This window comes from Sphingobacterium rhinopitheci, from assembly GCF_022627575.1.
Lineage (GTDB): Bacteria > Bacteroidota > Bacteroidia > Sphingobacteriales > Sphingobacteriaceae > Sphingobacterium > Sphingobacterium rhinopitheci.
The window spans coordinates 64919-88279 of sequence record NZ_JADEYQ010000014.1 but is presented as its reverse complement, the minus strand read 5'-3'; the positions used below and the strand labels follow the sequence as shown (position 1 = coordinate 88279).

At 35.7% G+C, this 23361-nt stretch carries 22 protein-coding genes and 2 tRNA genes; 13 read left to right on the top strand and 11 right to left on the bottom strand.

Annotation, left to right across the window (positions count from 1 at the left end; genetic code table 11):
- Positions 1 to 143 precede the first annotated feature (143 nt).
- Positions 144 to 431, top strand: coding sequence for a hypothetical protein (locus IP023_RS12370; RefSeq protein WP_241790679.1), 288 nt, complete (start codon positions 144 to 146; stop codon positions 429 to 431).
- 49 nt (positions 432 to 480) lie between these two features.
- Here the strand turns inward: IP023_RS12370 and IP023_RS12365 are convergent, their stop codons facing one another.
- From IP023_RS12365 to IP023_RS12350, 4 genes are read right to left on the bottom strand one after another with little or no spacing between them, the layout of a single operon-like run.
- On the bottom strand, positions 481 to 1290 hold the full coding sequence (locus IP023_RS12365; protein WP_241790678.1) for a phosphate ABC transporter ATP-binding protein: 810 nt from the start codon (positions 1288 to 1290) through the stop codon (positions 481 to 483).
- Entirely contained in the window at positions 1245 to 2099 is an 855-nt protein-coding gene (locus IP023_RS12360) for a PstA family ABC transporter permease (RefSeq protein WP_241790677.1), read from the bottom strand. The genes IP023_RS12365 and IP023_RS12360 overlap by 46 nt, the downstream gene beginning before the upstream one ends.
- Positions 2099 to 2986, bottom strand: a complete 888-nt coding sequence (pstC, locus tag IP023_RS12355; protein ID WP_241790676.1) for a phosphate ABC transporter permease subunit PstC — start codon at positions 2984 to 2986, stop codon at positions 2099 to 2101. Before pstC ends, IP023_RS12360 begins: the two co-directional genes overlap by 1 nt.
- A gap of 4 nt (positions 2987 to 2990) precedes the next feature.
- Positions 2991 to 3962: a PstS family phosphate ABC transporter substrate-binding protein gene (locus IP023_RS12350; protein ID WP_241790675.1), complete on the bottom strand. Its 972-nt coding sequence runs from the start codon at positions 3960 to 3962 to the stop codon at positions 2991 to 2993.
- A 179-nt stretch (positions 3963 to 4141) separates the two neighbouring features.
- Here IP023_RS12350 and IP023_RS12345 point away from each other — a divergent pair, with 179 nt between their 5' ends.
- From IP023_RS12345 to IP023_RS12320, 6 genes are all read left to right on the top strand, one after another.
- Entirely contained in the window at positions 4142 to 6241 is a 2100-nt protein-coding gene (locus tag IP023_RS12345; RefSeq protein ID WP_241790674.1) for a HEPN domain-containing protein, read from the top strand.
- Between the two features lie 21 nt (positions 6242 to 6262).
- Complete coding sequence (cobA, locus tag IP023_RS12340; protein WP_241790673.1) at positions 6263 to 7030, top strand: uroporphyrinogen-III C-methyltransferase; 768 nt, start codon at positions 6263 to 6265, stop codon at positions 7028 to 7030.
- Positions 7031 to 7612: a precorrin-2 dehydrogenase/sirohydrochlorin ferrochelatase family protein gene (locus IP023_RS12335; RefSeq protein WP_241790672.1), complete on the top strand. Its 582-nt coding sequence runs from the start codon at positions 7031 to 7033 to the stop codon at positions 7610 to 7612.
- Entirely contained in the window at positions 7609 to 8304 is a 696-nt protein-coding gene (locus tag IP023_RS12330; protein ID WP_241790671.1) for a phosphoadenylyl-sulfate reductase, read from the top strand. Before IP023_RS12335 ends, IP023_RS12330 begins: the two co-directional genes overlap by 4 nt.
- A gap of 61 nt (positions 8305 to 8365) precedes the next feature.
- A complete protein-coding gene (gene cysD, locus IP023_RS12325; protein ID WP_241790670.1) occupies positions 8366 to 9256 on the top strand; it encodes a sulfate adenylyltransferase subunit CysD in 891 nt (296 codons plus the stop codon).
- A gap of 74 nt (positions 9257 to 9330) precedes the next feature.
- On the top strand, positions 9331 to 10575 hold the full coding sequence (locus tag IP023_RS12320) for a sulfate adenylyltransferase subunit 1 (RefSeq protein ID WP_241790669.1): 1245 nt from the start codon (positions 9331 to 9333) through the stop codon (positions 10573 to 10575).
- 62 nt (positions 10576 to 10637) lie between these two features.
- On the opposite strand, the gene IP023_RS12315 is transcribed toward IP023_RS12320, so the two are convergent.
- Positions 10638 to 11462, bottom strand: coding sequence for an alpha/beta fold hydrolase (locus tag IP023_RS12315; RefSeq protein ID WP_241790668.1), 825 nt, complete (start codon positions 11460 to 11462; stop codon positions 10638 to 10640).
- Between the two features lie 157 nt (positions 11463 to 11619).
- Between IP023_RS12315 and IP023_RS12310 the strand changes: the two genes are divergently transcribed.
- Positions 11620 to 11693, top strand: a tRNA-Arg gene (locus tag IP023_RS12310).
- Positions 11694 to 12293: 600 nt separating this feature from the next.
- Here IP023_RS12310 and IP023_RS12305 read toward each other — a convergent pair.
- Complete coding sequence (locus IP023_RS12305; RefSeq protein ID WP_241790667.1) at positions 12294 to 12929, bottom strand: carbohydrate-binding family 9-like protein; 636 nt, start codon at positions 12927 to 12929, stop codon at positions 12294 to 12296.
- Positions 12930 to 12941: 12 nt separating this feature from the next.
- A complete protein-coding gene (locus tag IP023_RS12300; protein WP_241790666.1) occupies positions 12942 to 14051 on the bottom strand; it encodes a phosphotransferase enzyme family protein in 1110 nt (369 codons plus the stop codon).
- Between the two features lie 195 nt (positions 14052 to 14246).
- Between IP023_RS12300 and IP023_RS12295 the strand changes: the two genes are divergently transcribed.
- Positions 14247 to 15542 carry a hemolysin family protein gene (locus IP023_RS12295; RefSeq protein ID WP_241790665.1) on the top strand — a complete coding sequence of 432 codons (1296 nt, stop codon included), beginning with the start codon at positions 14247 to 14249 and terminating at the stop codon, positions 15540 to 15542.
- Between the two features lie 613 nt (positions 15543 to 16155).
- Here IP023_RS12295 and IP023_RS12290 read toward each other — a convergent pair.
- Positions 16156 to 16243: transfer RNA gene (locus tag IP023_RS12290), tRNA-Ser, on the bottom strand.
- A gap of 266 nt (positions 16244 to 16509) precedes the next feature.
- Positions 16510 to 16788: a pyrimidine/purine nucleoside phosphorylase gene (gene ppnP, locus IP023_RS12285; RefSeq protein ID WP_241790664.1), complete on the bottom strand. Its 279-nt coding sequence runs from the start codon at positions 16786 to 16788 to the stop codon at positions 16510 to 16512.
- A 464-nt stretch (positions 16789 to 17252) separates the two neighbouring features.
- Between ppnP and IP023_RS12280 the strand changes: the two genes are divergently transcribed.
- Genes IP023_RS12280 through IP023_RS12265 form a run of 4 tightly spaced genes read left to right on the top strand, consistent with a single transcriptional unit; the run spans position 17253 to position 20954 of the window.
- Positions 17253 to 18281, top strand: coding sequence for a methionine ABC transporter ATP-binding protein (locus tag IP023_RS12280; protein WP_241790663.1), 1029 nt, complete (start codon positions 17253 to 17255; stop codon positions 18279 to 18281).
- On the top strand, positions 18274 to 18930 hold the full coding sequence (metI, locus tag IP023_RS12275; RefSeq protein WP_241790662.1) for a methionine ABC transporter permease MetI: 657 nt from the start codon (positions 18274 to 18276) through the stop codon (positions 18928 to 18930). Before IP023_RS12280 ends, metI begins: the two co-directional genes overlap by 8 nt.
- Before the next feature lie 11 nt (positions 18931 to 18941).
- On the top strand, positions 18942 to 19751 hold the full coding sequence (metQ, locus tag IP023_RS12270; RefSeq protein WP_241790661.1) for a methionine ABC transporter substrate-binding lipoprotein MetQ: 810 nt from the start codon (positions 18942 to 18944) through the stop codon (positions 19749 to 19751).
- 12 nt (positions 19752 to 19763) lie between these two features.
- Entirely contained in the window at positions 19764 to 20954 is a 1191-nt protein-coding gene (locus tag IP023_RS12265; RefSeq protein ID WP_241790660.1) for a cation:dicarboxylate symporter family transporter, read from the top strand.
- 158 nt (positions 20955 to 21112) lie between these two features.
- On the opposite strand, the gene IP023_RS12260 is transcribed toward IP023_RS12265, so the two are convergent.
- Together IP023_RS12260 and IP023_RS12255 are read right to left on the bottom strand one after the other, a co-directional pair.
- Positions 21113 to 21895: an NYN domain-containing protein gene (locus IP023_RS12260; protein WP_241790659.1), complete on the bottom strand. Its 783-nt coding sequence runs from the start codon at positions 21893 to 21895 to the stop codon at positions 21113 to 21115.
- A gap of 557 nt (positions 21896 to 22452) precedes the next feature.
- Positions 22453 to 23361: a transporter gene (locus tag IP023_RS12255; RefSeq protein ID WP_241790658.1), complete on the bottom strand. Its 909-nt coding sequence runs from the start codon at positions 23359 to 23361 to the stop codon at positions 22453 to 22455.

Sequence of the window (23361 nt, the reverse complement as noted above, 5' to 3'; positions counted from 1 at the left end):
ATAACAATAATGCGATCTTTAGTTAATTTTAGTAACTTTAGTAGTGGTAAAATTACCTCAATTGACAAGGTAATAGCTTGATTATCTATTGATTATCAAATACACTTGGCAATGTATTTGTTGTGTTAAACGTAAATTAAATTATGAAAACCATGCTATATAGAAATAGTGTTATAGAATCACTACAATTATTAGAGAACGTGAGAAATCAAGTTTTCACGCAAATTGTTAATATTGCAGCAAATGGGGAAATGAAAGAAGTGTTAGATGTTTTTGAAGAAGGAGATTATTACACTTTTGATATAGATCAATTTGAAGACAGTACAGATGTTAATATTCAAAAATTACTTCATCTATGTAAGAATATTGAAGGGATATACGATAGCCTTTTAAATGTTAATGCTGTAGGTGATGAAGAATTAATTCCTTGAAATAAATAAAGCCTCAATCACTTATCTAGAATAGAGGCTTTAATTTATATTAGCTGATAAACCCTTTTACATACTGTTGTGTGATCTCATTTTTAGGATTTAATAGTACATCCTCCGTTTTTCCAAACTCTACTATCTCGCCGTTGTATACAAATATGATGTAATCCGAAACCCGTCTTGCTTGACGCAAAATATGGGTTACGAGTACTATCGTATAATCTTTTTTTAGTTCTACCAATAGATTTTCTATTGTTTGTGTAGATATTGGGTCTAATGCTGATGTGCTCTCGTCGCCTAAGATAATTTCGGGCTGTACAGCCAGTCCTCGTGCGAGGCACAGTCGCTGCTGTTGCCCAATGGATAAACTTGTAGCTGAACTATCTAAACGATCTTTTACCTCTTCCCAAAGACCCACATTTTTCAATTGTTTTTCGACAATCTCTGTCAATACCTTTTTATTGCGTTGACCGTGGATACGTGGGCCATATGCTATATTGTCGTAGATAGACATTGGTAGTGGGAATGGTCGCTGGGACAATAGTCCCATTTTCTTGCGTATATGTGTTACTTCAGCATCCTTGGCATATATATCCTCTCCATTCACCAGTACAGAGCCGTTTATCTCTACACCTTTACTGTCATCCATCAGACGGTTGAGTGTTTTTAATAAAGTAGTTTTACCACAGCCAGACGGGCCTATTATTGACGTAATAGAATTGTTTGGGATAGATAAATTTATATTCTTTAATATATGTTTTCCATCGATATGAACATTCAGGTCCTTGATCTGAATATGTGGTGTAGAAGATGATGCTATATCTTGTGTTTCTTTTGTTTCGATGCTAGGATGTGCGTACATATAACTATAATTAAAATTATGAATGTTAAAACTAAAGCCGACGCATAGGCGCGACCTTGAACTTCAGGGATAGGGCTACTCAATTGGAAAAATATGGCCAAAGGCAAAGTCGCGGCAGGCTCATCAAGGTATTTTGGCAAATTATCGCTAAATCCTGTCGTTAGTAATACGCCTGCTACATCACCTATGGCTCTACCAAATGCGAGCAAGATCGCTGTAAATACTCCAGGTTTGATGTACTTCAATAATACTTGCGCTATTTCCCATCGTGTGGCTCCTAAGGCCTTAGTTACGTTTTTTAAATCTATAGGTATCGTTTTTACCAATTCATCAATTGTACGTACAACGATAGGGATAGTCAACAAAGTAATCGTAATGATCCCTCCAAGTAAGGATGCTCTTATGCCCAGCCAAACCATCATGCTAAAGGCTATAGCACCATATACGATAGAGGGGATACCATATAATACATCAAATAGTAGTTTGGATGCTTTTGCGATTAATGATCCAGATTTGATATATAGATTTAAATATATAGATATAGGTATACCTATTATAGTCGCTAGTATGGTCGCTGCTGTTGCTAGATAAAGCGATCCTAATATAGCGTTTAATATTCCACCTGATTTACCAATATAAAAGCCTCCCTGTGGCGTCTGACTGACCATCTCCCAAGAGAGATAGGGTAGTCCTTTGTATAGGATGATACCTATTATAAGGAACAATGATCCAGTAATACTAATACCTGATAGTTGCATTAGTATTTTAGCGATTTTCTCCTGTCGTAATCGTGATTTAATGCTAGACATTATGCTTCTTCCTCCAATCTGTTTAGTATAATTCTGGAAATTAAATTGAATCCAAAGATGATTACAAATAGCAATAGTGCCGCAAACATCAGGGCTGAATCATAAAGTGGTATAGACATCATTTCACCAAAATTGTTGGCTATTAGTGCAGGGATTGGGTAACCTGCATCAAAAATTGATTGGGGTACTCTGGGGATATTTCCACAAACCATCAGTACGGCGATAGTTTCTCCAAATGCACGTGATATTGCTAATACAACAGCTGCGATAATTCCTGGTTTTGCTTTTTTTAAGATAACTTTTTTTATTGTTTCCCATTTTGTTGCTCCCAAGGATAAGGATGCAGCTTTTAATTCTTGAGGGATTGTTTTCAATACTTCTACAATGATAGAAACCATGATCGGAAATATCATCACCGCTAATACGATACCTCCTGATAAAACCGAATATCCGGAAGCATTGACCCCAAAAATCGGTGCTATCCATTGCCCTACCATTGGTACCACAAATAATACCCCCCAAACACCATAAAGTACTGGTGGGATGGCCGCTAAAACATTCATCAGTGGTAATACGGAATTGCGTAATCTGTCTGTTGCATATTCAACGAGATAAACGGATGAAAGAATACACAGGGGAACAGCGATAATTAAGGAGATTAATGTCACCCATATTGTCCCCATTATAAAGGGAAGGAAACCAAAATTTCCTTTCAATGGCGACCATATGCTTTGTGTTAGTATTTCCCACAGATTTTGATTCTCTAAAAGTGGAATTGATTTAGCACTTAGTCCTATTATAATCAAAAGGACGACACATACTGATATCAATAATAGTGATGCGGATATTCTTTTAAATAATAAATCTTTAATTAATCTAATATTCATTGTTTTAGTTTTTAACCTTTTCTAATTCTTGCGTTTGTTGTTCCGTATTCAAAGGGACATATCCATTCTCTAATAAATAGCCTTGTTGTTCTTTTGCTAACACAAAGCGTATAAATTCGTTTAATAGTTTACTATTGTTACCTTTTTTGATGACAAACATCAATTCTCGAGCTGGTGGAGAGGGGTATTTATCTGTAGCCACCGCATCTGTTAAATCATTTAGCGTAGCATAAAATTTTTCCTCATCATCTATCTTCCCATTCTCATTGATGTCAATAGGGATGACAGCGAGTTTATCTGTAGTTTTTAGTGTTTTGAGGTCGTATACGTAGTTTATGTTATTAAAGCCAATAGCGTATCTGTTGTCTTTGATTGCTTGTGCTAAGCCAGGGTCTCCAAATATTCCCACTCCTTTGAGGTCTTCTTGTCTTTGGTCAAAATATTTGGCCCATGTCTCTGCAGCGCCTGCAGCATCCGAACGTACATATACACTGATTGGGTCGGCTGTAAATCTAGGGTCTATATCTTTCCATGTTTTGTATTTCTTCTCAACAAATAGGGCAGCTAATTCTTTTTGCGTTAATCCTCTTTCTTGTATAAGGTCAAAATTAGGATTCGTGGCATTAAATGTACCCAGTACAGCATCTTTGGCGACATAGATAGGAAATGCTCCTTTTTCTATTTCTTTGGGGTGTAGATCTCGAGAGACGAGACCTATATCTACCATATTCATCAGTACATCGGTTATGCCTTTGCCTGCTCCTCCAGCTGAGATGTTAAAGCGCACATTAGGATTTTCCTTTTTAAAATCTTCGGCCCATAATACCACTATCGGATAGAGTGCAAAAGCTCCTGATATCGATATATTGCCAATATATCCGTTCTCTTTATCGTAACCTTCTTTTACTTTTGGTGCGCAGCTATTAAATAAATTTGTTATTAATAAGCTTATAACAAGCGTTTTCTTCCAAGTCATTAATAAGTCTATTCTTAGTGTTTTTAGAAATATGCACAAATATATAGTAATTTGGTAGATTATATAGTTTTTATTAGGTTTTATTTTATACATTTGTATCGTTTTGTATTAGTTATTGAACTTTTCAGAATAATTTAGAGAGATAAGTAGAATATTAGTAATAAACCTTAAAGGAAGAAATGCAGAGTTTTCGTACTGAATTAGAAAATCCCGTTGTAGAACAAGAAATTATTGAGCTAGAGAGAAAGATAAAATCTTTTCAAGAAGGAAATATTCCTGATGAAAAGTTTAGATCGCTCCGTCTGGCACGCGGTATATATGGGCAACGTCAACCAGGTGTACAGATGATACGTATTAAGCTGCCATTTGGAAAAGTTACTTTTAAGCAGTTGCTAAAAATAGCAGATATATCAGATGAGTATGCGAGTAAAAACTTGCACCTAACAACTCGTCAGGATATACAGATTCATTACGTTAGTTTGGATAAAACACCTGAGTTGTGGGCCAAATTGGCAGAAGATGATATCACACTGCGTGAAGCTTGTGGTAATACTGTTCGTAATGTGACGGCATCGGCGACGGCAGGTATTGATAAGGATGAGCCATTTGATGTGTCTCCTTATGCACACAAGACCTTTGAATATTTCTTGCGCAATCCTATTTGTGCAGAGATGGGACGTAAAATAAAGATTTCTTTTTCTTCTTCAGATAGAGATACCGCATTCTCCTATATTCATGATTTTGGTTTTATCCCTAAGGTAAAACTTGTAGATGGCGTGGAGAAAAGAGGCTTTAAAGTATTATTAGGTGGTGGCCTCGGGGCTCAGCCGATTTTGGCCAATGAAATATTTGACTTCCTTCCAGAAGAAGAAATTATTCCTTATATGGAAGCTACATTGCGTGTATTCGATCGTCATGGCGAGCGTAATAATCGTAATAAAGCACGTTTTAAGTATTTAGTTCAAAAGCTAGGCTTAGAAGAGGTATTAAGCCTTATTGAACAAGAGAAAAAAGCTATTAAAAACCATGTTGTATGGGTTGATCGTGATGCCGTTGCGCAACCAGATGCTCCAACAGCAGTAGTTAGCGCAGTAACACCGGTGGATATCGCTGCATTTGATGTATGGAAACAAACTAATGTGTTTGAGCAAAAGCAAACAGGTTTTTTTGGGGTATTTGTGAAGGTGTTGACTGGGGATATTCCTACAGACAAAGCTCGTAGATTAGTAGCCGGTATTCGTGAACATATCGCCGATGATATACGTATTACGCAAAATCAAAATCTATTGTTCAAATACGTTCGTGAAGAATCATTGCCACATATATTTAATGTGTTGACAGCATTAGGCTATGCTAGACCAGGGTTTGATAGTACATCAGATATCACCACTTGTCCTGGTACGGATACCTGTAACTTGGGTATTTCCAATTCTACGGAAATGGCTCGTGTATTAGAGAATTATATCCACGAATTTCATGAAGATTTTATCTTCGAGCAGGATTTAAAGATAAAAATATCAGGTTGTATGAACTCTTGTGGTCAACATGGATTGGCACATATCGGTTTTCACGGCTCTTCTGTCAAAGCAGAAGGTAAAGTAGTGCCCGCTGCGCAGGTGATGTTAGGTGGTGGTACACTTGGTGATGGTAAAGGTCGTGTTGCTGAGCGAGTTATAAAAGTTCCTACAAAACGTGTTACGCATGTTGTTGATTTAACATTGGTAGATTTTAAAACCAATCGTTTGCCAGGGGAAAAATTTCATGACTACTACGAAAGACAAGGGAAAGATTATTTCTACCGCTTATATAAGCCTTTAGCGGACTTAACTACGTTGACGGCTGATGAATTTATCGATTGGGGACATCAGGAGACTTTTGCTACGGCTATCGGTGTAGGTGAATGTGCTGGTGTTGTTATAGATTTAGTAGCTACCTTATTGTTCGAAGCTGAAGAAAAAGTAGAATGGGCAAAAGAAGCGCTCGCAAAAGAGCAATATGCAGATGCGATCTATCATGCGTACTCCGCATTTGTATGGACAGCAAAAGCGCTGTTATTAGATAAAGGTGTCAATGTGAGTACACAAACTGCTGTAATCAATGAATTTGATGCACGTTATGTTGCTGAAGGTATTTTTACGTTCCCAACTACCTTTGCGGAGCGTGTATTACAAATAAATAAATACGAACCTTCGCGTGAATTTGCTGAAGCATACCTGACGCAATCTACAGCATTTTATATCGATGCTGCACAGCGCCGTGAAGAGTTACGTGCAGTTTAAGTTTTAATATCGGAGGGAGAAATGAAGAAAATTGAACCATTTGTTACATTAGTAGGTGCTGGACCTGGTGATCCTGACCTGATTACACTAAAAGGTATTAAAGCGATTAAGGATGCAGATGTAATATTATATGATGCTTTGGTAAATGAAGAGATCTTGAATTATGCCAAAGCAACATGTACCAAAATATATGTAGGTAAACGTGCAGAGCAATTATCTACCAGTCAAGATCAAATCAACCAATTGTTGGTAGACTATGCCTTGACACATGGGCATGTAGTACGTCTGAAAGGTGGGGATCCTTTTGTTTTTGGTCGTGGAGGTGAGGAGTTGGATCATGTTCGTCAATTTGATATTCCTACAGCTGTTATTCCGGGGATATCTTCATCGGTAGGCTTGACAGGACTACAGCAGATACCTTTGACTTATAGAGGGATTTCAGAAAGCTTTTGGGTGATCACAGGCTCTACTTCTGATGGCCGCTTGTCAGATGATTTGTACACAGCGGTAAAGACTAATGCTACGGTAGTGGTATTGATGGGTTATTCAAAGCTACAGCAGATTGTTGCCTTATACCAAGAATATGGTCGTGGTAATTTACCTATCGCTTTGATACAAAATGGATCTCTCGTGAATGAGCGTATCGCATTAGGTACTATAGATACCATCTTGCATGAAGTACAAAAGAATCTAGTTGGTGTGCCTGCTATTATTGTTTTAGGTGAAGTGGTAGCCAAGCATTTAGATTTTGAAAATATACGTCAAGAGATAAAGTCATTAGCAAACTAGATGAATACTTTATTTCCTATATATGTCAAAATGGACCAGATACATACCTTATTGGTAGGTGCTGGCCCCGTTGGATTGGAAAAATTGGAAGCTGTTTATCGCAATTCTCCCCAAGCTAAAGTATGTGTTGTAGCCGAAGAGATCAGTGAGGATGTAATTTCTTTTGTTTCTGAAAAGCCACAAATAGAATTGCATCATCGTTCTTTTGTCGAAAGCGATTTAGAAGGGAAGGAGCTTGTTATATTGGCGACCAACAATGCAGCTTTGAATGATAGGATCAGGATGCTCAGCAGACAGCGGAATATATTGCTAAATGTAGCTGATAAACCCGCATTGTGCGACTTCTACTTGGGATCGGTTGTTCAAAAAGGAAATTTAAAGATAGGTATTTCTACCAATGGTAAGTCGCCAACAATGGCAAAGCGATTGAAAGAATTCTTAAACGATTTGTTGCCAGAGGAAATTGATGACACCTTGGAGCTTATGCAGCAGATGAGGGATCAGCTAAAGGGGGACTTTCAAGAAAAAATACGCGTATTGAATGCGCATACAGAAGAGTTGATTACGAATAAAAAAATATGATAGAGCGTTTAAAAAAAGATTTGCAAGGATTTGATGCGCAACAGATTATTCAATATATAAGTAGTGAATATGGTCAAAAGGCTGTTTTCTCTACTTCCTTTGGGATTGAGGATCAGGTGATAACACATCTATTGGGAACCATTAATTCTGATGTATCTGTTTTTACCTTAGAAACAGGGCGTTTGTTCCCGGAAACATACTATGTATGGAATCGTACTTTAGAACGTTATAAATTACCTATAAAAGCTTATTTCCCGCTAGCGGAGGATGTACAGGCTTTAGTAACAGAAAAAGGGCCTTCAAGTTTTTATGAATCTGTAGAAAATCGCAAAGAGTGCTGTTTTGTTCGTAAGATCGAGCCTTTGAAAAGAGCCATAAAAGGTTATGATGTATGGATCACGGGCATTCGTGCTGATCAATCTGCCAATAGAGAAGATATGGATTTTATAGAATGGGATGACCTGAATAAAATCGTTAAAATACACCCTTTATTTCAGTGGTCATTAGCTGATGTAGAGCAGTTTTTGAAAGAATATAATGTGCCATACAATCCATTGCATGATAAAGGATTCCCTAGTATAGGTTGTCAACCTTGTACTCGTGCCATACAGCCAGGTGATTATTTTCGTGCCGGTCGTTGGTGGTGGGAAGATAAAAGTAAGAAAGAGTGTGGTTTACATGCTGTAAAATAAAGTTTAACATTAATCTTAGCTTTGGCTAAGGCTTTGATAATTATAATATTTAGATAGGGAAATGGATTATTTAGATCATTTAGAAGCAGAAGCCATATATATATTGCGTGAAGTGGCTGGCCAATTCGAAAATCCAGCATTACTTTTTTCTGGGGGAAAAGATAGTATTACTTTAGTTCATTTGGCTATGAAAGCCTTTAGACCGGGTAAATTTCCTTTTCCTTTAGTGCATATTGATACGGGACACAATTTTCCCGAAACAATAGCATACCGTGATTGGTTGGTCCAACAAACGGGTGAGAAACTGATCGTAGGCTTGGTTCAAGATAGTATAGACCAAGGTAAAGTAGTAGAGCAAAAAGGTAAAAATGCCAGTCGCAATGCCTTGCAAACGGTTACGTTATTAGATACCATAGAAAAGAATGGCTTTGACGCTTGTATAGGTGGTGCTCGTCGTGATGAGGAAAAAGCAAGAGCAAAAGAACGCATCTTCTCTGTGCGTGATGAATTTGGTCAATGGGACCCTAAACGTCAGCGTCCAGAGCTGTGGAATATTTTTAATGGCAAAATAAATAAAGGTGAAAATGTACGTGTTTTTCCTATTTCAAACTGGACAGAATTAGACGTTTGGAATTATATAAAGCGTGAAAATATCGCATTGCCATCTATCTATTTTAGTCATCAAAGAGATGTGGTGTGGCGCAATAATCAGTGGATGGCTGCTGCCCCTTGCCTCAATATTGATAAAGATGATGTCGTAGAGCATAAGTCTGTTCGTTTTAGGACAGTAGGTGATATGACCTGTACTGCAGCTGTAGGTTCTGTAGCTACAGAATTGGATGATATTATTGCGGAGATAAAAGCTTCGACGGTGAGTGAACGTGGTGCGCGTATGGATGATAAAGTATCTGAAGCAGCAATGGAGGAACGTAAGAAGCAGGGTTATTTTTAGTCATAGAGTGTAGCTGATAAGAAGGAGGTATGTATTACCTATTTGTTGTCGCTCATTTCGCAAATCTCAAAACAATGAACATACTTAAATTTATAACGGCGGGTTCGGTAGATGATGGTAAAAGTACCTTGATCGGACGTTTATTATATGATACAAATTCTATTTTGGATGACCAACTAGAGGCTATCCAAAAAGCAAACCGTAAAAATGATGATGGCACAGTAGATCTAGCCATCCTTACAGACGGTTTAAAAGCTGAGCGTGAGCAAGGTATTACCATAGATGTAGCTTACAAATATTTCCAAACCGAAAAACGTAAGTTTATTATCGCTGATGCACCAGGGCATATTCAATATACGCGTAATATGATCACCGGAGCTTCCAACTCTGATTTGATTATTATTCTTATTGATGCCCGCAAGGGAGTGATTGAACAAACGAAAAGACATTCTTTTATTGCTAAATTACTATCCTTAAAAAAGGTTTTAGTTTGTGTTAATAAAATGGATATGGTGGATTATGATCTAGCTGTATATGAAAATATAAAAACAGATTATTTAAAGCTTGCTGCTAATTTAAAATTAAATAATATTGACTTTTTACCTGTTTCGGCTTTAAAAGGTGATAATATCGTCAATCCTTCTGAACGTATCTCTTGGTACGATGGACCTACATTGTTGGAATATTTGGAGCAAGTAGAGTTTGAAGTAGATAATACCGATACCTGGCGTTTTCCTGTACAATGGGTTGTGAGGCCTCAATCGGACGATCTACCTGATTATAGAGGTTATGCTGGTCGAGTGATAGGCAATGGTTTGAAAGTAGGTGAGGAGATATTGGTGCTTCCTTCGGGCGTAAAAAGTACTGTGAAGGCGATAGAACTAGATCAAAAGCATTTGTCCCATGCTGAAGATGGACAATCGGTAATTGTACATTTGACAGATGATGTAGATATTTCTAGAGGTGACTTTATCGTTAGTGCTGTTAAGCCTGCTTCTGCGGAGCGTACATTTGAGGCTAATGTATCTTGGTTTGAAAACAAGCCTTTAGATACTAATCAAGTGTATTTATTGCAGAATCAAACCAAAACAACGAAGATAAAAATCCCTGAAGTGCACTATAAATTTGATGTAAATACGCAAGAGCGTATTTATGATGAAGAGATCCGTCTTAATGATATAGGGCGCATCACGATCAAGGCTGCTGAAGAGATTGTTTTTGATTTAAATAAAGACTTCTCACAAAATGCACGAGCAATTATTATTGACCCAAGAAATAATTTGACTGTCGGTGCATTGACAATTGAAGAGTTAGTATAGAATCTGTGTTTAGTTAGGAAAGACATGCTATAGCTATTATAGCTCTAGCTGTCTTTTTTTATTTATTTATCTTCCAAAAAAGCATTCATCTCTTTGTTGAAGGCGAGTACATTTTCTAAATTAGGTAGGTGACCAGCATTAGGAATTTCTACGTATCGCGATCCCTTGATTCCAGCATTTAATTCTAGCATTACTTCTTTAGAAGTAATCTTATCTTCTTCGCCCCTGATGAGTAATGTGGGTACTTCTATTTGTGCTAGTAAAGCAGTACTATCTGTGCGTGAAGCTAGAGCGAGCTGCGTTGCACATATTGCATTGATCGAATTGCGTCTGATACTACTTTTTATCAATTCTACCACTTTATGGTTTTTACTAATAGTTTTTGATGACAATACATTTTCAATAAAACCAAAGGCAAATGCACGCTTTCCATGGGTCAATAAAGCTTGTATGCTATCAAATCTCTTTTGCTTCCCTTTATTGTCGTCAGCGAGATGATGGGTATCTGATAATATCAAACCTACAATACGCTGCGGAAATAGCTCGTAGTAACGAAGGGAAATATATCCTCCCATAGATACGCCACACAGAACTACATTGTTTAAGTCTAGCTTTTCAATAAATTTATGAAGATCTTGCGCAAATACGTCGATACTGAAATAACCATGACCAGCAGCAGATAGGCCGTGTCCACGTACATCAATAGCGATAGCAGTGATGTTATCTTCAACAGAATCTACTTGTGGACGCCATGTATTCTTATTAAATGGAAAGCCATGAATAAAAATGATTACTTTTTCTTCTTTTTCCGTCGCCTTCTTGATGTAATAAGATATACTGATATCGTCTATCTTTATTTTACTAATCTTAATTATTTTTTTTGTCATAAAACATGAAAATATAATGCTATAATAATCAATAGTATAGCTTAATTGTTATTTTATTTGTTGCAAAATAGCTAAAATAACTTGCAATTAATCAAAAATGTTCTCATATTTGCATCACCAAAACGGAAGAGCAGTAGCTCTGAAAGTAACGGTAAATGCATTCCTAGCTCAATTGGATAGAGCGTCTGACTACGGATCAGAAGGTTAGGGGTTCGACTCCCTTGGAGTGCACAAGTTAAAGCTTCTCATACGAGAAGCTTTTTTTGTTTTAACGAAATAGGGGATCATGGGATCATGCACAAAAGTTGGATCATATGGATCATATTCAAAATCTGTGGACTAGGCAAATAATTTAGTTAATCTGAAAAGGAAAAAATTGATATCAGCTACCCCTCTAAACTGACTTCTGAATGCTTTTATTTTAGCATTGAAGGACGTATCATGCGCAAATGTTGTGGAGATGGGCATCCGGCATAATCAAGTAGAAACCGCTGGAGTCATCTTCATTTAGCGCCTAGCAATGTCTATTTTAGTAAATGATCCTATAATGCTACATCACGTCGATGAGGATCTTTCATAAAAAATAACAGCCTTCAGAAGTTTATTTGGTCGTGTTAGAGGATAATACTTTTTTCGTATACAGCGTGCTGAAATTGTATGCTTACTAATCTTTATCCTTCAAAATCTAAGTATGTTCCAATTTATCCTTACAATACATAATCATAACGGTAAGGAAGCAGAAAAATCCCCGTCATTTTTTTGATGACGGGGGTTCTTGTTTTTGGACTTTTTTAGAAAGCCCATTTGTATATATAAGGATATAAACTCAAATTATTCAAAAACCAATTCGCCAAAAAATTGAGGTAAGTGAAAGTTAGGTGAAGGGTGATCTATGTTATTCCATGCTATAAAATGAGGATTAGGCAAGCCGTCACCACATTTATAAAAATTGCCATGAAATACTTTCCCAGTGAAATCATTAACAGAAAATAAGCCTTTTGGAATAATTAAATAGATTTCCCATTCTTTTGTGCCATCACGCTTTACTACTTGTGTAATAGTATCAATAGTATCAATTTTTTCTGCTGACAATCTATTTCTTTCGGACTTCACCGATGATCCATAGCCAATCAAACCTGTACCTAATACATTAAATTCAAAATTGTAATACGTCTTCTTATTGTCAAAGGAGACAAAGAATTCAACACAACTATCTTCCCATACATTTTCATTAGAACGAATAGCCTGTGCTTTTACAAATTCTTCTGCGATAACATAATTTATCCCGATATACGTATCAGAATGAACTATTTTGAAAGTTGCATTTGGCGCATATGGAAATTTATCTTCCCAAGGACATTGATCGATGTTGTTGACATCGACATCCTTGAATGTATTTTTCAATACATCATATTCAAGAGATAAATCTTGATTAGCTACCTTTTGTATTACTAGTGTTTTGGCCATTAGTATTTAATTTTAAGCAACTAAAGCATTGTCTAATATTGATAATAACTCTTCTTCCGCATACTCTAGTTCCTGCACTAATTTGATCTGTGTCTTTGTTCTCACTAGATTATGATCAGGATAGTGTATTTTGTAATACAAATCACCATCAATATAATCTGTTAGAAAACGAACAGCCTGCATATAAGGCAATAATAAGACGCCACACCACAATGATTCAATTTCTTTTTCTGTTAAGAAATCTTTGGCTTCACTTAAATAACCTTCCGCATATGCTTTAAACAAAGGTGTATTTAACACTACTTTATCTAAATCTTTTTCATCTTCTGCAGCAGCATTTATGATTGTACGGATAGCGTCGCCAAAATCATATGCAATGAAGCCTGGCATCACTGTGTCCAAATCTATCACACATTGCACATTGTCTTCATGGTCCAACAATACATTGTTAAACTTCGTGTCATTATGTGTGATGCGCAAAGGAAGCTCGTTGCGTTGCGCCATTTTAATAATCCTGCGCATACGTTCTTCACGCTCAACGATAAAGTCTATTATATCTTGAACTTCAGCGATTCTATTTGCTTTATTTTCTGCTATAGCTTTTTTAAGATTGCTTAATCTAAAATCTATATTATGAAAATTTGGTAATATTTCAACTAGCTTATTAGCATCTAAACTCGCTAATTGCTTTTGAAATTTACCAAAAGCTTGACCGCCAGAATAAGACTGCTTTGGTGTCTCTACAATATCATAGCTTTTAGTGCCTTCTAATAAGGTGAAAACACGCCAATAATTACCTTTTTCATCCGTGCTATATAATGCACCGGATTTTGTTGGAATAATTGTTAAGGTGTGCTTATTAGCATCCAAACCTTCTTGTACAAAAATTGACTTTAGGTGAGTAGTTACCAAATCAATATTGTTCATTAATCCTTCAACATTAGGAAATATATTGTGATTTATCTTCTGTAACAAATATGAACCTTTTGCTTCATCATCCAAAACCAACTTAAATGTATCGTTAATGTGGCCTGACCCAAATCTACTGATATCTACTATATTCCCATTGATATTAAAAATATCCGCTACTCGCTTTACCTCTTCAAAAACTAAGGATGACATGAATTAGATTTATATTTAATTATGTAATTGACTTCTATAACTATCGCAATATCCGCAATAATTAAGATTATTTAAAAATTATTTTCACATCAAACGTTTGCACAGTTATATGGGTAATTAAATAGAGAATATCCTAAATAAAGTATATTTTAACAAAGTGATTTGCTATATTCGTGAAATATACATTTAAAATTTATGATTACTGAGATAATTGTCATATTGACATTAATAGTTCTCAATGGAATACTTTCCGCATCCGAAATAGCTATAGTTTCTAGTCGCAAAGGAAGATTGCAGGCGGAAGCACCTAAGAACAAAGGTGCAAAACAAGCGCTAAAGCTCAAAGAAAGTCCGAATCAATTTCTTTCTACTGTACAGATTGGTATTACGCTAATAGGTATTATGACTGGTTATTTCTCGGGAGGAAATATTTCACTTTATTTGCAAGAATTCTTGAAAAATTTCCCTGTTATAGCGCCCTATAGCAACTTTATATCTACAGGGTTAGTAGTATTGATTATCACATTTTTGTCCTTGGTTATAGGGGAACTAGTACCTAAAAGGATAGGTATGGCGATTCCTGAAAGATATGCATCACTCATAGCTATTCCTATGAGCTTCATTAGCACTCTTGTAAAGCCTTTTGTATGGATTCTTTCCAGCTCAACGGATTTTATAGTGAAGCTTTTAAATATCAAAGCATCTAAGAATACCGTCACCGAAGAAGAGATAAAAGCATTAGTAGATGAAGGTGTAGATAGTGGTGTGATAGAAGGGTTTGAACATGATATGGTAGATCGCTTACTTGAGGTTGGTGATAAGCGTGCTATTAATTTAATGGTTCATCGTTCTAATATTTTTTATTTAGACTTACAAGATTCTCCTGAAGAGATTATTGCAAATATTAGTAAATATAATCATAACGAATACCCTGTTTGTGATGGAAATTTTGACCAAATAAAAGGTATAATAAGTGCAAAGACATTGTTGAAAAATATGATTGACAATAAAGGATTTGATTTGTTATCATTGATTCAACCTATCCCATTCGTCAACGAAAATAGTAATGCATATACCGTATTAGAAATATTAAGAAATAGTAAGCATCTACAAGCTGTCGTCGTAGATGAGTATGGTAGTCCACAAGGTATAATAACAGCTAAAGAGATTATATCAGCTCTTATTGGTGGTTTTGAAGAAAGTGAAAGTTCCTCAAAATCTAAAACTTTCCGCCAACGTGAAGATGGTTCATTTATTCTTGAAGGTAGATATCAACTGGATGATTTCTTCGATAAATTTGAAATAGGATTAACCGAAGAAGATGAAGAGGAGCTTAGTAATGTGACCACTCTTGGAGGATTAGTATTTTTACTTTTAGATCATATTCCTAGTGAAGGAGAATTTGTAATCTATAAAGGCTTTCGGTTAGAAGTAATCGATATGGACGGCAATAGAATCGATAAAATTGCGCTAGAAGTAATCAACAGATAATAAACGAGGTCTGTATAAACTTGTTAGCGTTTCTATAGTACAAAAAGAGTTAAGTTATCTAATAGCTTAACTCTTTTTTGTGCTGTAAAAGTGGTCTTTCAATCAATATAAATGACTTTTAATAGAATCTATAATAAGTGAATAATGTCCAAACATAATTGGGGTATGATTCTGAAAAATTTTAAACTCAATTAAGCCTATAATTAGTGCTATTTATAGAGTTTTACAACGTACTGATTCAGTTTATATGGAGAGCGAGGGATTGGTTTAGCCACACAAACCCCAGCACATCCCTAAACCTTCATGAATCGAACCCACCCAACCCTTCTGGCTCGAATCTTATTGTGATTTCTAGAAAAAAGTATAGTGCTAAATAGGCAGGAAATGCATATAAAACAAAAAAGCTTAATCTTGCGATTAAGCTTTTTTAGCGGAGAGCGAGGGATTGGTTTAGCCACACAAACCCCCAGCACATCCCTAAACCTTCATGAATCGAACCCACCCAACCCTTCTGGCTCGAATCTTATTGTGATTTCTATAAAAAAGTATAGTGCTAAATAGGCAGGAAATGCATATAAAACAAAAAAGCTTAATCTTGCGATTAAGCTTTTTTTGGCGGAGAGCGAGGGATTCGAACCCCCGAACCTGTGACAGTTAACAGTTTTCAAGACTGCCGCATTCGACCACTCTGCCAGCTCTCCGCCACAAAAGTAGAAATTCAGACCTTATTTCCAAAATTTATTTGCCTTTTCTATTAAATAAAAGTACTCTATAGCATTTTAGCACACATTGACCCGCTCAATTCAGATTCGTCATAGACGTCGAATTACATGTAAAACTAAGACATACAGTTTGTTAGAATAAAAGGAAAGTCTACAAAGATATTTTATTATAAAATATTATTGTTCTAATAAAACACGCTAAATACTATAGTCTAAACTAAAATTTCAATTTTTTGGACGCCATACTATTTGTATTTACACAAATAAGAGGTTGCTCTGTTAGCTTTTATTTTGAATGATTGATTGGCACCTATTTCAAATTTTTCGCCCGCTTTAAAATGTAACCAATCCTCATTGCCAGGTAGTAAGGCGGATAACTCACCTTCTATAATAACCATTATCTCTGGAGTACCTGTTCCAAATTCGTATTCACCGGTTTCTATAACCCCTACAGTAGATTTACCCCCATTTTCATAAGCCAAGGATTTAACGGCTCCATCAAAGTATTCATTTAAGTTTATCATATCCCTAAAATAGTAAGATCGTCGGAATAATACTACAAATAGGATAAAAAAACTAGAAGTCAATAGCTATCTTTAAAAGGAATAGTGTTTAAGAGGGTGTAAATATCTGATTATCTTTAAATTGTGGCTTTCTATTTGATATAAATAGAATAAATATAGCTCCAATACGGGAATAATTATATTCTTTATAACCCTCGTTTTTATGTGTTAAATCTATAATGATTCAAATTAGTTATTATAAAAGGATAAATAATTTGAAACAAAAGACTACTAGTTCTGTAGAGATTAGCGAATAAGTGTTACATTTGCGATAAATTAAATAATTGAGATACGATAAATTACTACATTTTACTTCTTCGATGGTTAAGAATAGGCAACTAGGTTAGGCTATAGGCGTAACGAGATAGTTGTAGTTTTATCAATTTACGTATGTATTTCCCTTATTTAATAGTAGCAATTAATATATGATAACACTTAAAAACATATCTAAGACCTTTCGTCTGAAAAACAATAGCCTCAAGGCTCTTGATGATGTTAGTTTGGAAATAGAACGCGGCGATATCGTCGGTGTCATAGGTTTTTCGGGGGCGGGGAAGAGTACATTAATACGTACGGTTAATCTATTGGAAAAACCAGATACGGGTCAAGTTATCCTAAATGGTAAAGATCTTACAAGATTAGGTAGTAAAGAGTTAGCGCAAGAGCGTAAGAAGATAGGAATGATTTTTCAGCATTTCAACCTTCTATCTTCGAGGACAGTATTTGATAATGTAGCTTTACCTTTGGAGTTGGATCATGTCGGAAAACAGGAAATAGCTCGTAAAGTGAATGAGTTATTGAAGATCGTTGGTTTAGCGGAAAAAGCACTAGATTATCCCAAAAACTTATCTGGAGGGCAAAAGCAACGTGTGGCGATTGCGCGTGCATTGGCCAATGATCCTTATTTGTTGTTGTGCGACGAGGCCACTAGTGCGTTAGATCCAGCAACAACACAATCTATTTTGGAGCTCCTACAGGATATAAATACACGACTAGGCATCACTATTCTATTGATAACGCATGAAATGGATGTTATTAAAGCTATTTGTAATCATGTTGCTGTGATCGATAAAGGTAAACTAATTGCCAAAGGAACTTTAAAAGATATTATCTCGGACAAAGTACATCCTATAATCAAGCAGTTTACAACTACGCGCAAGATGCGTATTCCACAGTCTTTGAGCCATATTCTACAGCAGGATCCTGGAGAGGGATTATTTCCACTCATTGAGGTAGAAATGAAGGGAGAGATGGCTCTTGATAGTTTATTATCTACTATTTCCACCAAATTAGGAACACCATACAAGGTGTTGACAGCTGATATAGAATATGTTGATACCGCAAATTTTGGGAAATTGCTCCTTCATTTACAAGGTACAGCTGAAGAGAACGCTACTGTTCTCGCGTACTTAAATATCATAAACATTCAAAATACAGTAAAAGGATATGCTTAACGATACGACCATCACTCTATTGTGGAATGGACTTTTAGAAACTATTTTCATGACTTTGGCCTCTGGTCTTTTTGGCTTTATAATTGGTTTACCTGTCGGAATTGTTTTATTCTTAACACGAGAAAATCAATTATTGGAAAATGCTTTATACAACCGAATTTTATCCCTTATCGTTAATATATTTCGTTCTATTCCATTTATCATTCTTATCGTTTGGTTGATCCCTTTTACGAGAGCTTTAATAGGGACTTCTATTGGGGTATATGCGGCACTTGTACCTTTGAGCATAGGTGCAGCACCTTTTATCGCACGCCTGGTAGAAAATAGTTTGTTGGAAGTGCCTAGTGGATTGATTGAAACAGCGCGTGCGCTAGGCGCTAGTCCAATGCAAATAATTTGTAAGGTATTGCTTCCTGAAGCGTTACCGTCGCTAATAAATAATGCTACAATCACACTCATCACATTAGTCGGTTATTCGGCCATGGGTGGGGCCGTAGGGGCTGGTGGATTAGGGCAGATAGGTTATCAATATGGGTATGTTGGTTATAATCTTATGATTATGAATATAGTACTCGTGTTATTGATTGCCTTAGTATTTGGCATCCAATTCGTTGGAGATAGGTTTTCAAAATTCTTTAATCACAGATAATTCATAACATCATGAGAAAAATAAAATTACTAAGTTCAGTTTTTGCAGCTATTATTCTGCTTAACGCATGTGGAAATGCTAAGAAAAGTGACCCTAATTATATCAAGGTGGGTATTGCAGCAGGGTTGGAGCAGGATATTGCGGAAGCAGCAAAGAAGGAAGCTAAAGAAAAATATAACCTGGAGGTAGAATTGGTGGCTTTTAACGATTATGTTATCCCCAATGAAGCACTCAATAATGGTGAAATCGATGCCAATGCTTTTCAGCATGTGCCTTATCTTGAGGAACAATCCAAGCAAAGGGGCTATAAATTGGCGGTCGTTGGTAAAACATTTGTATACCCGATTGTCGCATACTCCAAAAAAATTAAAGATATTGCGCAGCTCGAAAATGGTAGTACGATCGCTATTCCCAATGATCCTACAAATGGAGGACGTGCATTGCTATTATTACAGAAAAATGGTCTTTTAAAATTGAAAGATGGAACTGGTTTGTTACCCAAAGTAACGGATATAGCAGAGAATCCTAGGGCTTTGAAAATATTTGAATTGGAAGCCCCGCAGTTGGTTGGTGTTTTGGATGATAAACAAGTGGTAATCGCTATTATCAACAATAATTTTGCTGCACAGGGTGGATTGACCTTTGAAGAGCAAGGTCTTTTTAGAGAGGACTCAGATTCTCCATATATGAATGTTATTGCTTCACGTGAAGACAATAAAGAGGCTCAAAATGTAAAAAATTTTGTAAAAGCTTATCAATCGGAAGCTGTAGCAAAGGCTGCAGAAAAAGCATTTAAAGACGGCGCGATTAAAGGCTGGTAAAAAAGATATATTATGTTAAAAAAAATATTGAATAATATGATTTTCCGCCTTCTAGTAGGTATTCTACTGGGGCTTGCAATTGGTAGTCATTTGAAAGAGGATGGCATTCAGATTGTTATTTCACTAAAACATATTGTAGGACAAGTTATTTATTTTCTTATTCCGTTGATTGTTGTCGGTTTTGTGGCTGCATCAATCACCAAATTGTCTGAAAACTCTTCTAAGGTTTTCAGTTTTTCTTTGTTATTAGCATATTTTGCAAGCTTAGCGGCGGAATTTTTCTCTTTATTTTTGGGATATCAAATTATTCCTCGTTTAAGTATATCCAATGAGATAGAAAATTTGAAAGAGCTACCTGTACAGATTTTTAAACTAGATATTCCAGCGGTTTTTTCAGTGATGACAGCCTTATTTTTAGCATTTCTGCTCGGCTTAGGTATATTATGGTCGAAATCTCACAAATTGGAGCATGCATTAGATGAATTTAAAAATGTGGTCACTGTCCTTATTAAAAAGATTTTAATCCCAGTTATTCCCTTATTTGTAGCACTTAATTTCACAGTTTTGAGTTATGAAGGATCTATTCAGAAACACTTACCCATATTTCTGAAGGTTGTACTTATTGTTATTATAGCGCATATTGTTTGGCTGGTAATTTTATATACGATTGCAGCTATTGTCAGCAAAAGAAATCCTTGGCCATTGATAAAGAATTATATTCCTGCTTATTTTACAGCAATGGGAACGATGTCCTCCATGGCTTCTTTGGGAGTAGCAATAGAGGGCGTACGAAAAAGCAATATGCTCAAGCCTGAGTTAAGTAATTTTAGTATTCCTTTTTTTGCGAGTATTCACTTGTGCGGTTCGGTGATCACCATTGTATTTTTTACAATGAGTGTATCGCAAGTTTTATACGGTTTTATTCCAGATCTTGGAACTATGGTTTTATTCTTATTTTTATTGGCAATATTTGCCGTATCGGCGCCAGGTGTACCAGGGGGAACGGTGATAGCTTCATTAGGTTTAATTACTTCTGTATTGGGTTTTGACGAAGCAGGAATTGCTTTATTACTTTCTATCTTCGCCTTGCAAGATAGCTTTGGAACGGCAGCGAATATTACAAGTGATGGTGCATTAGCACTAATAACAGAAAAATATTACGATACCAGAAATGCAAAGATAGAATCATCAGTTGAAGCATAAGTTTTTTACTGATTTAGCCTATAAAATGATAGGGGGTGAGTCGGAATGTCTTATTTCCTAATTTAAAATTTTAGGCCCCGTGTTTTTAAAGGTAATAAATAAATAGATAGCTCTAGTGTAATTGAGCTATCTATTTCGTTTTAAGGATGTAATGTAAATTATTTTCTTTTTACCAAAGGGTGATTTAGAGCGCCCACTTCGTTCCTAATAACGTCGTATTCCTCTAATTTTTCAAATAGTTTAGATAAGGAAGGGATACTGTACGTTCGGGTGTCAAAGCTCGGGTCTATCTTTCTAATATTCGCACCTACTGTAGAAATATAGGCGATTTCATTTTCATCCATAGAGATATCAAATGCCCTTGATATGGTATCACTATCTTTATTGTTTAATAAGCTATTCTTTTTTGGGGTGACTTTTTTAACGTTCTTTTCTACTTTATTTTGTGTCGCTTTAGGCTTATTACTTGCCTTTTGCTCTGCTTCTTTTATTTCTGTTACTTTTGGTGTAATATTCTCAGTATAGGTAAATATATCGCAAGATTGCACAAATGATTCGGGTGTTTTTTTTTCACCAATCCCCATTACAAATAGTCCTTCTTCACGAATACGTTTGGCTAATCCAGTATAATCACTATCACTAGAAACAATACAGAATCCTTCGACATTTTTACCGTGTAGGATGTCCATAGCATCTATAATGAGGGCTCCGTCGGTTGAATTTTTACCCGATGTATAGGAAAATTTTTGAATGGGATTTATAGAATGTTGGTTGATTAGATTTTTCCACGAATTCATAGCTTGAGAAGTCCAATCGCCATAAATTCTACGGATGGTAGCTTTACCATATTTTGAAACTTCTTCAATTGTTTCCTTCAATAATTTTGGCTGGGCATTATCACCGTCTATTAAGATGGCAATATTGAATTTTTTTTCACTCATTATATTTTGATTGACTTTGCTATAGCTAATATTTTTGGACTTGTTGGCCGTAATGCTATATTATTACAGCGATTATTTTATTAAATCCAATTATTGATTAAATCTAATAAAAATATAATGCTATTTATATGCTAAATGGCATTCAATAGCTTTTTTATTTATTTGACAGAATTAATGTAGTCTTCTATTTATTTCCTTTACCAATATGTATTGGGGGAGTTATTCATATTATTTGTGAATTCCTTGAAAGGTATCTTATCAATATCCTTAAGAAAAGAATTCTACCGCTCAAATTCATATAGTCATGTATAATCGTCGTTTTCATAATGGCACAAGTTTACGTTAACGACACAGATAAATATAATTAATTATTAAGTACTATGAAGAATAAATGAGCTAAATTATCAATATAACAACCTCGGCCAATCTTTTATTAAATTGCCGCGGTTGTTATATTAGTTATCAGGTAAATCATGTGGAGCTGATTTGCACTGATTTAATTTAACCTTATCATTACGTATAGCTACGTCAGATGGATAATGTAAACATTAGTATTATTAAAAGGCGTAGGAGATATGCGTCATGACTTTACTATTCAATTCAACGCGATTTGAAGCTATATTTTGTGCTATAGGATGTTGCATATTTATACCTATTGCGATTTTATTAAATGAAGCTTCAATACCATAACTCCCTTGTACTATATTTCCTCCAGTTTGATCAACACGGTATCCAATAGTTGTATTCTGCTGTTGATGCTCATACAGAAGACCTATATTAGGCATGATTCTCCCTTTGGTACCGATATCAAATTTGCGGTAAATAGCCATATTTGCCGTTAGTTTGTTCCCGTATTTATAGTCATCCTTATTATTAGTATTTATTTTATAGTTTACTGTTGTATTCATGCCCCAAGCATCGATGTTGATATCATATATAACCTGTGTCATGAAATCGGTACTTCCTGTTCCAAGTTGGAAAATGTTGGATGTATTATTTACCATCTCAGGATTGTTGTATTCTCCTGATGGTAATTTTACCCCTGCACCGACCCATATAGATTGGTTTACATTATTTTGAGAAGATTGAAATAGGTTGTAGTATCCTGTTAAAGTAATATCACTTATACCTTGTTTTTTGCTGGTTTGATCAGTTCCAAGAGTATATTTTTCGATAAAACTATAAGGAACAACTGCCATGACACGCCATTTGGTGCCTATATTCCAAGCCCCCCAAAGATCTATAGTTTGGTATTTTTCCTTGTTACTCAATGGCGTCTTGTTTCCTTGTACATCAAGATTGGTATATAGCTGATTGTACTGATAGCGGAGACCGATTAATTTTTTGTTAAATTGAGGGAGTAGCCCGACATAATAAGACCCTGCTCCACCGCCACATATATCACAGGAAAAAGCGATTGTTGTGCTTAGTAGCATTATAACTGTAGATAATATTATTTTCTTCAT

Excerpts from the sequence above, each read along its gene's own strand:
- metI (WP_241790662.1), top strand. The coding sequence starts at position 18,274 with ATGCTTAACGATACGACCATCACTCTATTGTGGAATGGACTTTTAGAA.
- IP023_RS12265 (WP_241790660.1), top strand. The coding sequence starts at position 19,764 with ATGTTAAAAAAAATATTGAATAATATGATTTTCCGCCTTCTAGTAGGT.
- IP023_RS12335 (WP_241790672.1), top strand. The coding sequence starts at position 7,031 with ATGAATACTTTATTTCCTATATATGTCAAAATGGACCAGATACATACC.
- metQ (WP_241790661.1), top strand. The coding sequence starts at position 18,942 with ATGAGAAAAATAAAATTACTAAGTTCAGTTTTTGCAGCTATTATTCTG.
- IP023_RS12260 (WP_241790659.1), bottom strand. The coding sequence starts at position 21,895 with ATGAGTGAAAAAAAATTCAATATTGCCATCTTAATAGACGGTGATAAT.
- IP023_RS12320 (WP_241790669.1), top strand. The coding sequence starts at position 9,331 with ATGAACATACTTAAATTTATAACGGCGGGTTCGGTAGATGATGGTAAA.
- IP023_RS12295 (WP_241790665.1), top strand. The coding sequence starts at position 14,247 with ATGATTACTGAGATAATTGTCATATTGACATTAATAGTTCTCAATGGA.
- IP023_RS12365 (WP_241790678.1), bottom strand. The coding sequence starts at position 1,290 with ATGTACGCACATCCTAGCATCGAAACAAAAGAAACACAAGATATAGCA.
- IP023_RS12305 (WP_241790667.1), bottom strand. The coding sequence starts at position 12,929 with ATGGCCAAAACACTAGTAATACAAAAGGTAGCTAATCAAGATTTATCT.
- IP023_RS12370 (WP_241790679.1), top strand. The coding sequence starts at position 144 with ATGAAAACCATGCTATATAGAAATAGTGTTATAGAATCACTACAATTA.
- IP023_RS12280 (WP_241790663.1), top strand. The coding sequence starts at position 17,253 with ATGATAACACTTAAAAACATATCTAAGACCTTTCGTCTGAAAAACAAT.
- ppnP (WP_241790664.1), bottom strand. The coding sequence starts at position 16,788 with ATGATAAACTTAAATGAATACTTTGATGGAGCCGTTAAATCCTTGGCT.
- cysD (WP_241790670.1), top strand. The coding sequence starts at position 8,366 with ATGGATTATTTAGATCATTTAGAAGCAGAAGCCATATATATATTGCGT.
- IP023_RS12345 (WP_241790674.1), top strand. The coding sequence starts at position 4,142 with ATGCAGAGTTTTCGTACTGAATTAGAAAATCCCGTTGTAGAACAAGAA.
- IP023_RS12300 (WP_241790666.1), bottom strand. The coding sequence starts at position 14,051 with ATGTCATCCTTAGTTTTTGAAGAGGTAAAGCGAGTAGCGGATATTTTT.
- IP023_RS12350 (WP_241790675.1), bottom strand. The coding sequence starts at position 3,962 with ATGACTTGGAAGAAAACGCTTGTTATAAGCTTATTAATAACAAATTTA.
- IP023_RS12330 (WP_241790671.1), top strand. The coding sequence starts at position 7,609 with ATGATAGAGCGTTTAAAAAAAGATTTGCAAGGATTTGATGCGCAACAG.
- cobA (WP_241790673.1), top strand. The coding sequence starts at position 6,263 with ATGAAGAAAATTGAACCATTTGTTACATTAGTAGGTGCTGGACCTGGT.
- pstC (WP_241790676.1), bottom strand. The coding sequence starts at position 2,986 with ATGAATATTAGATTAATTAAAGATTTATTATTTAAAAGAATATCCGCA.
- IP023_RS12315 (WP_241790668.1), bottom strand. The coding sequence starts at position 11,462 with ATGACAAAAAAAATAATTAAGATTAGTAAAATAAAGATAGACGATATC.
- IP023_RS12255 (WP_241790658.1), bottom strand. The coding sequence starts at position 23,361 with ATGAAGAAAATAATATTATCTACAGTTATAATGCTACTAAGCACAACA.
- IP023_RS12360 (WP_241790677.1), bottom strand. The coding sequence starts at position 2,099 with ATGTCTAGCATTAAATCACGATTACGACAGGAGAAAATCGCTAAAATA.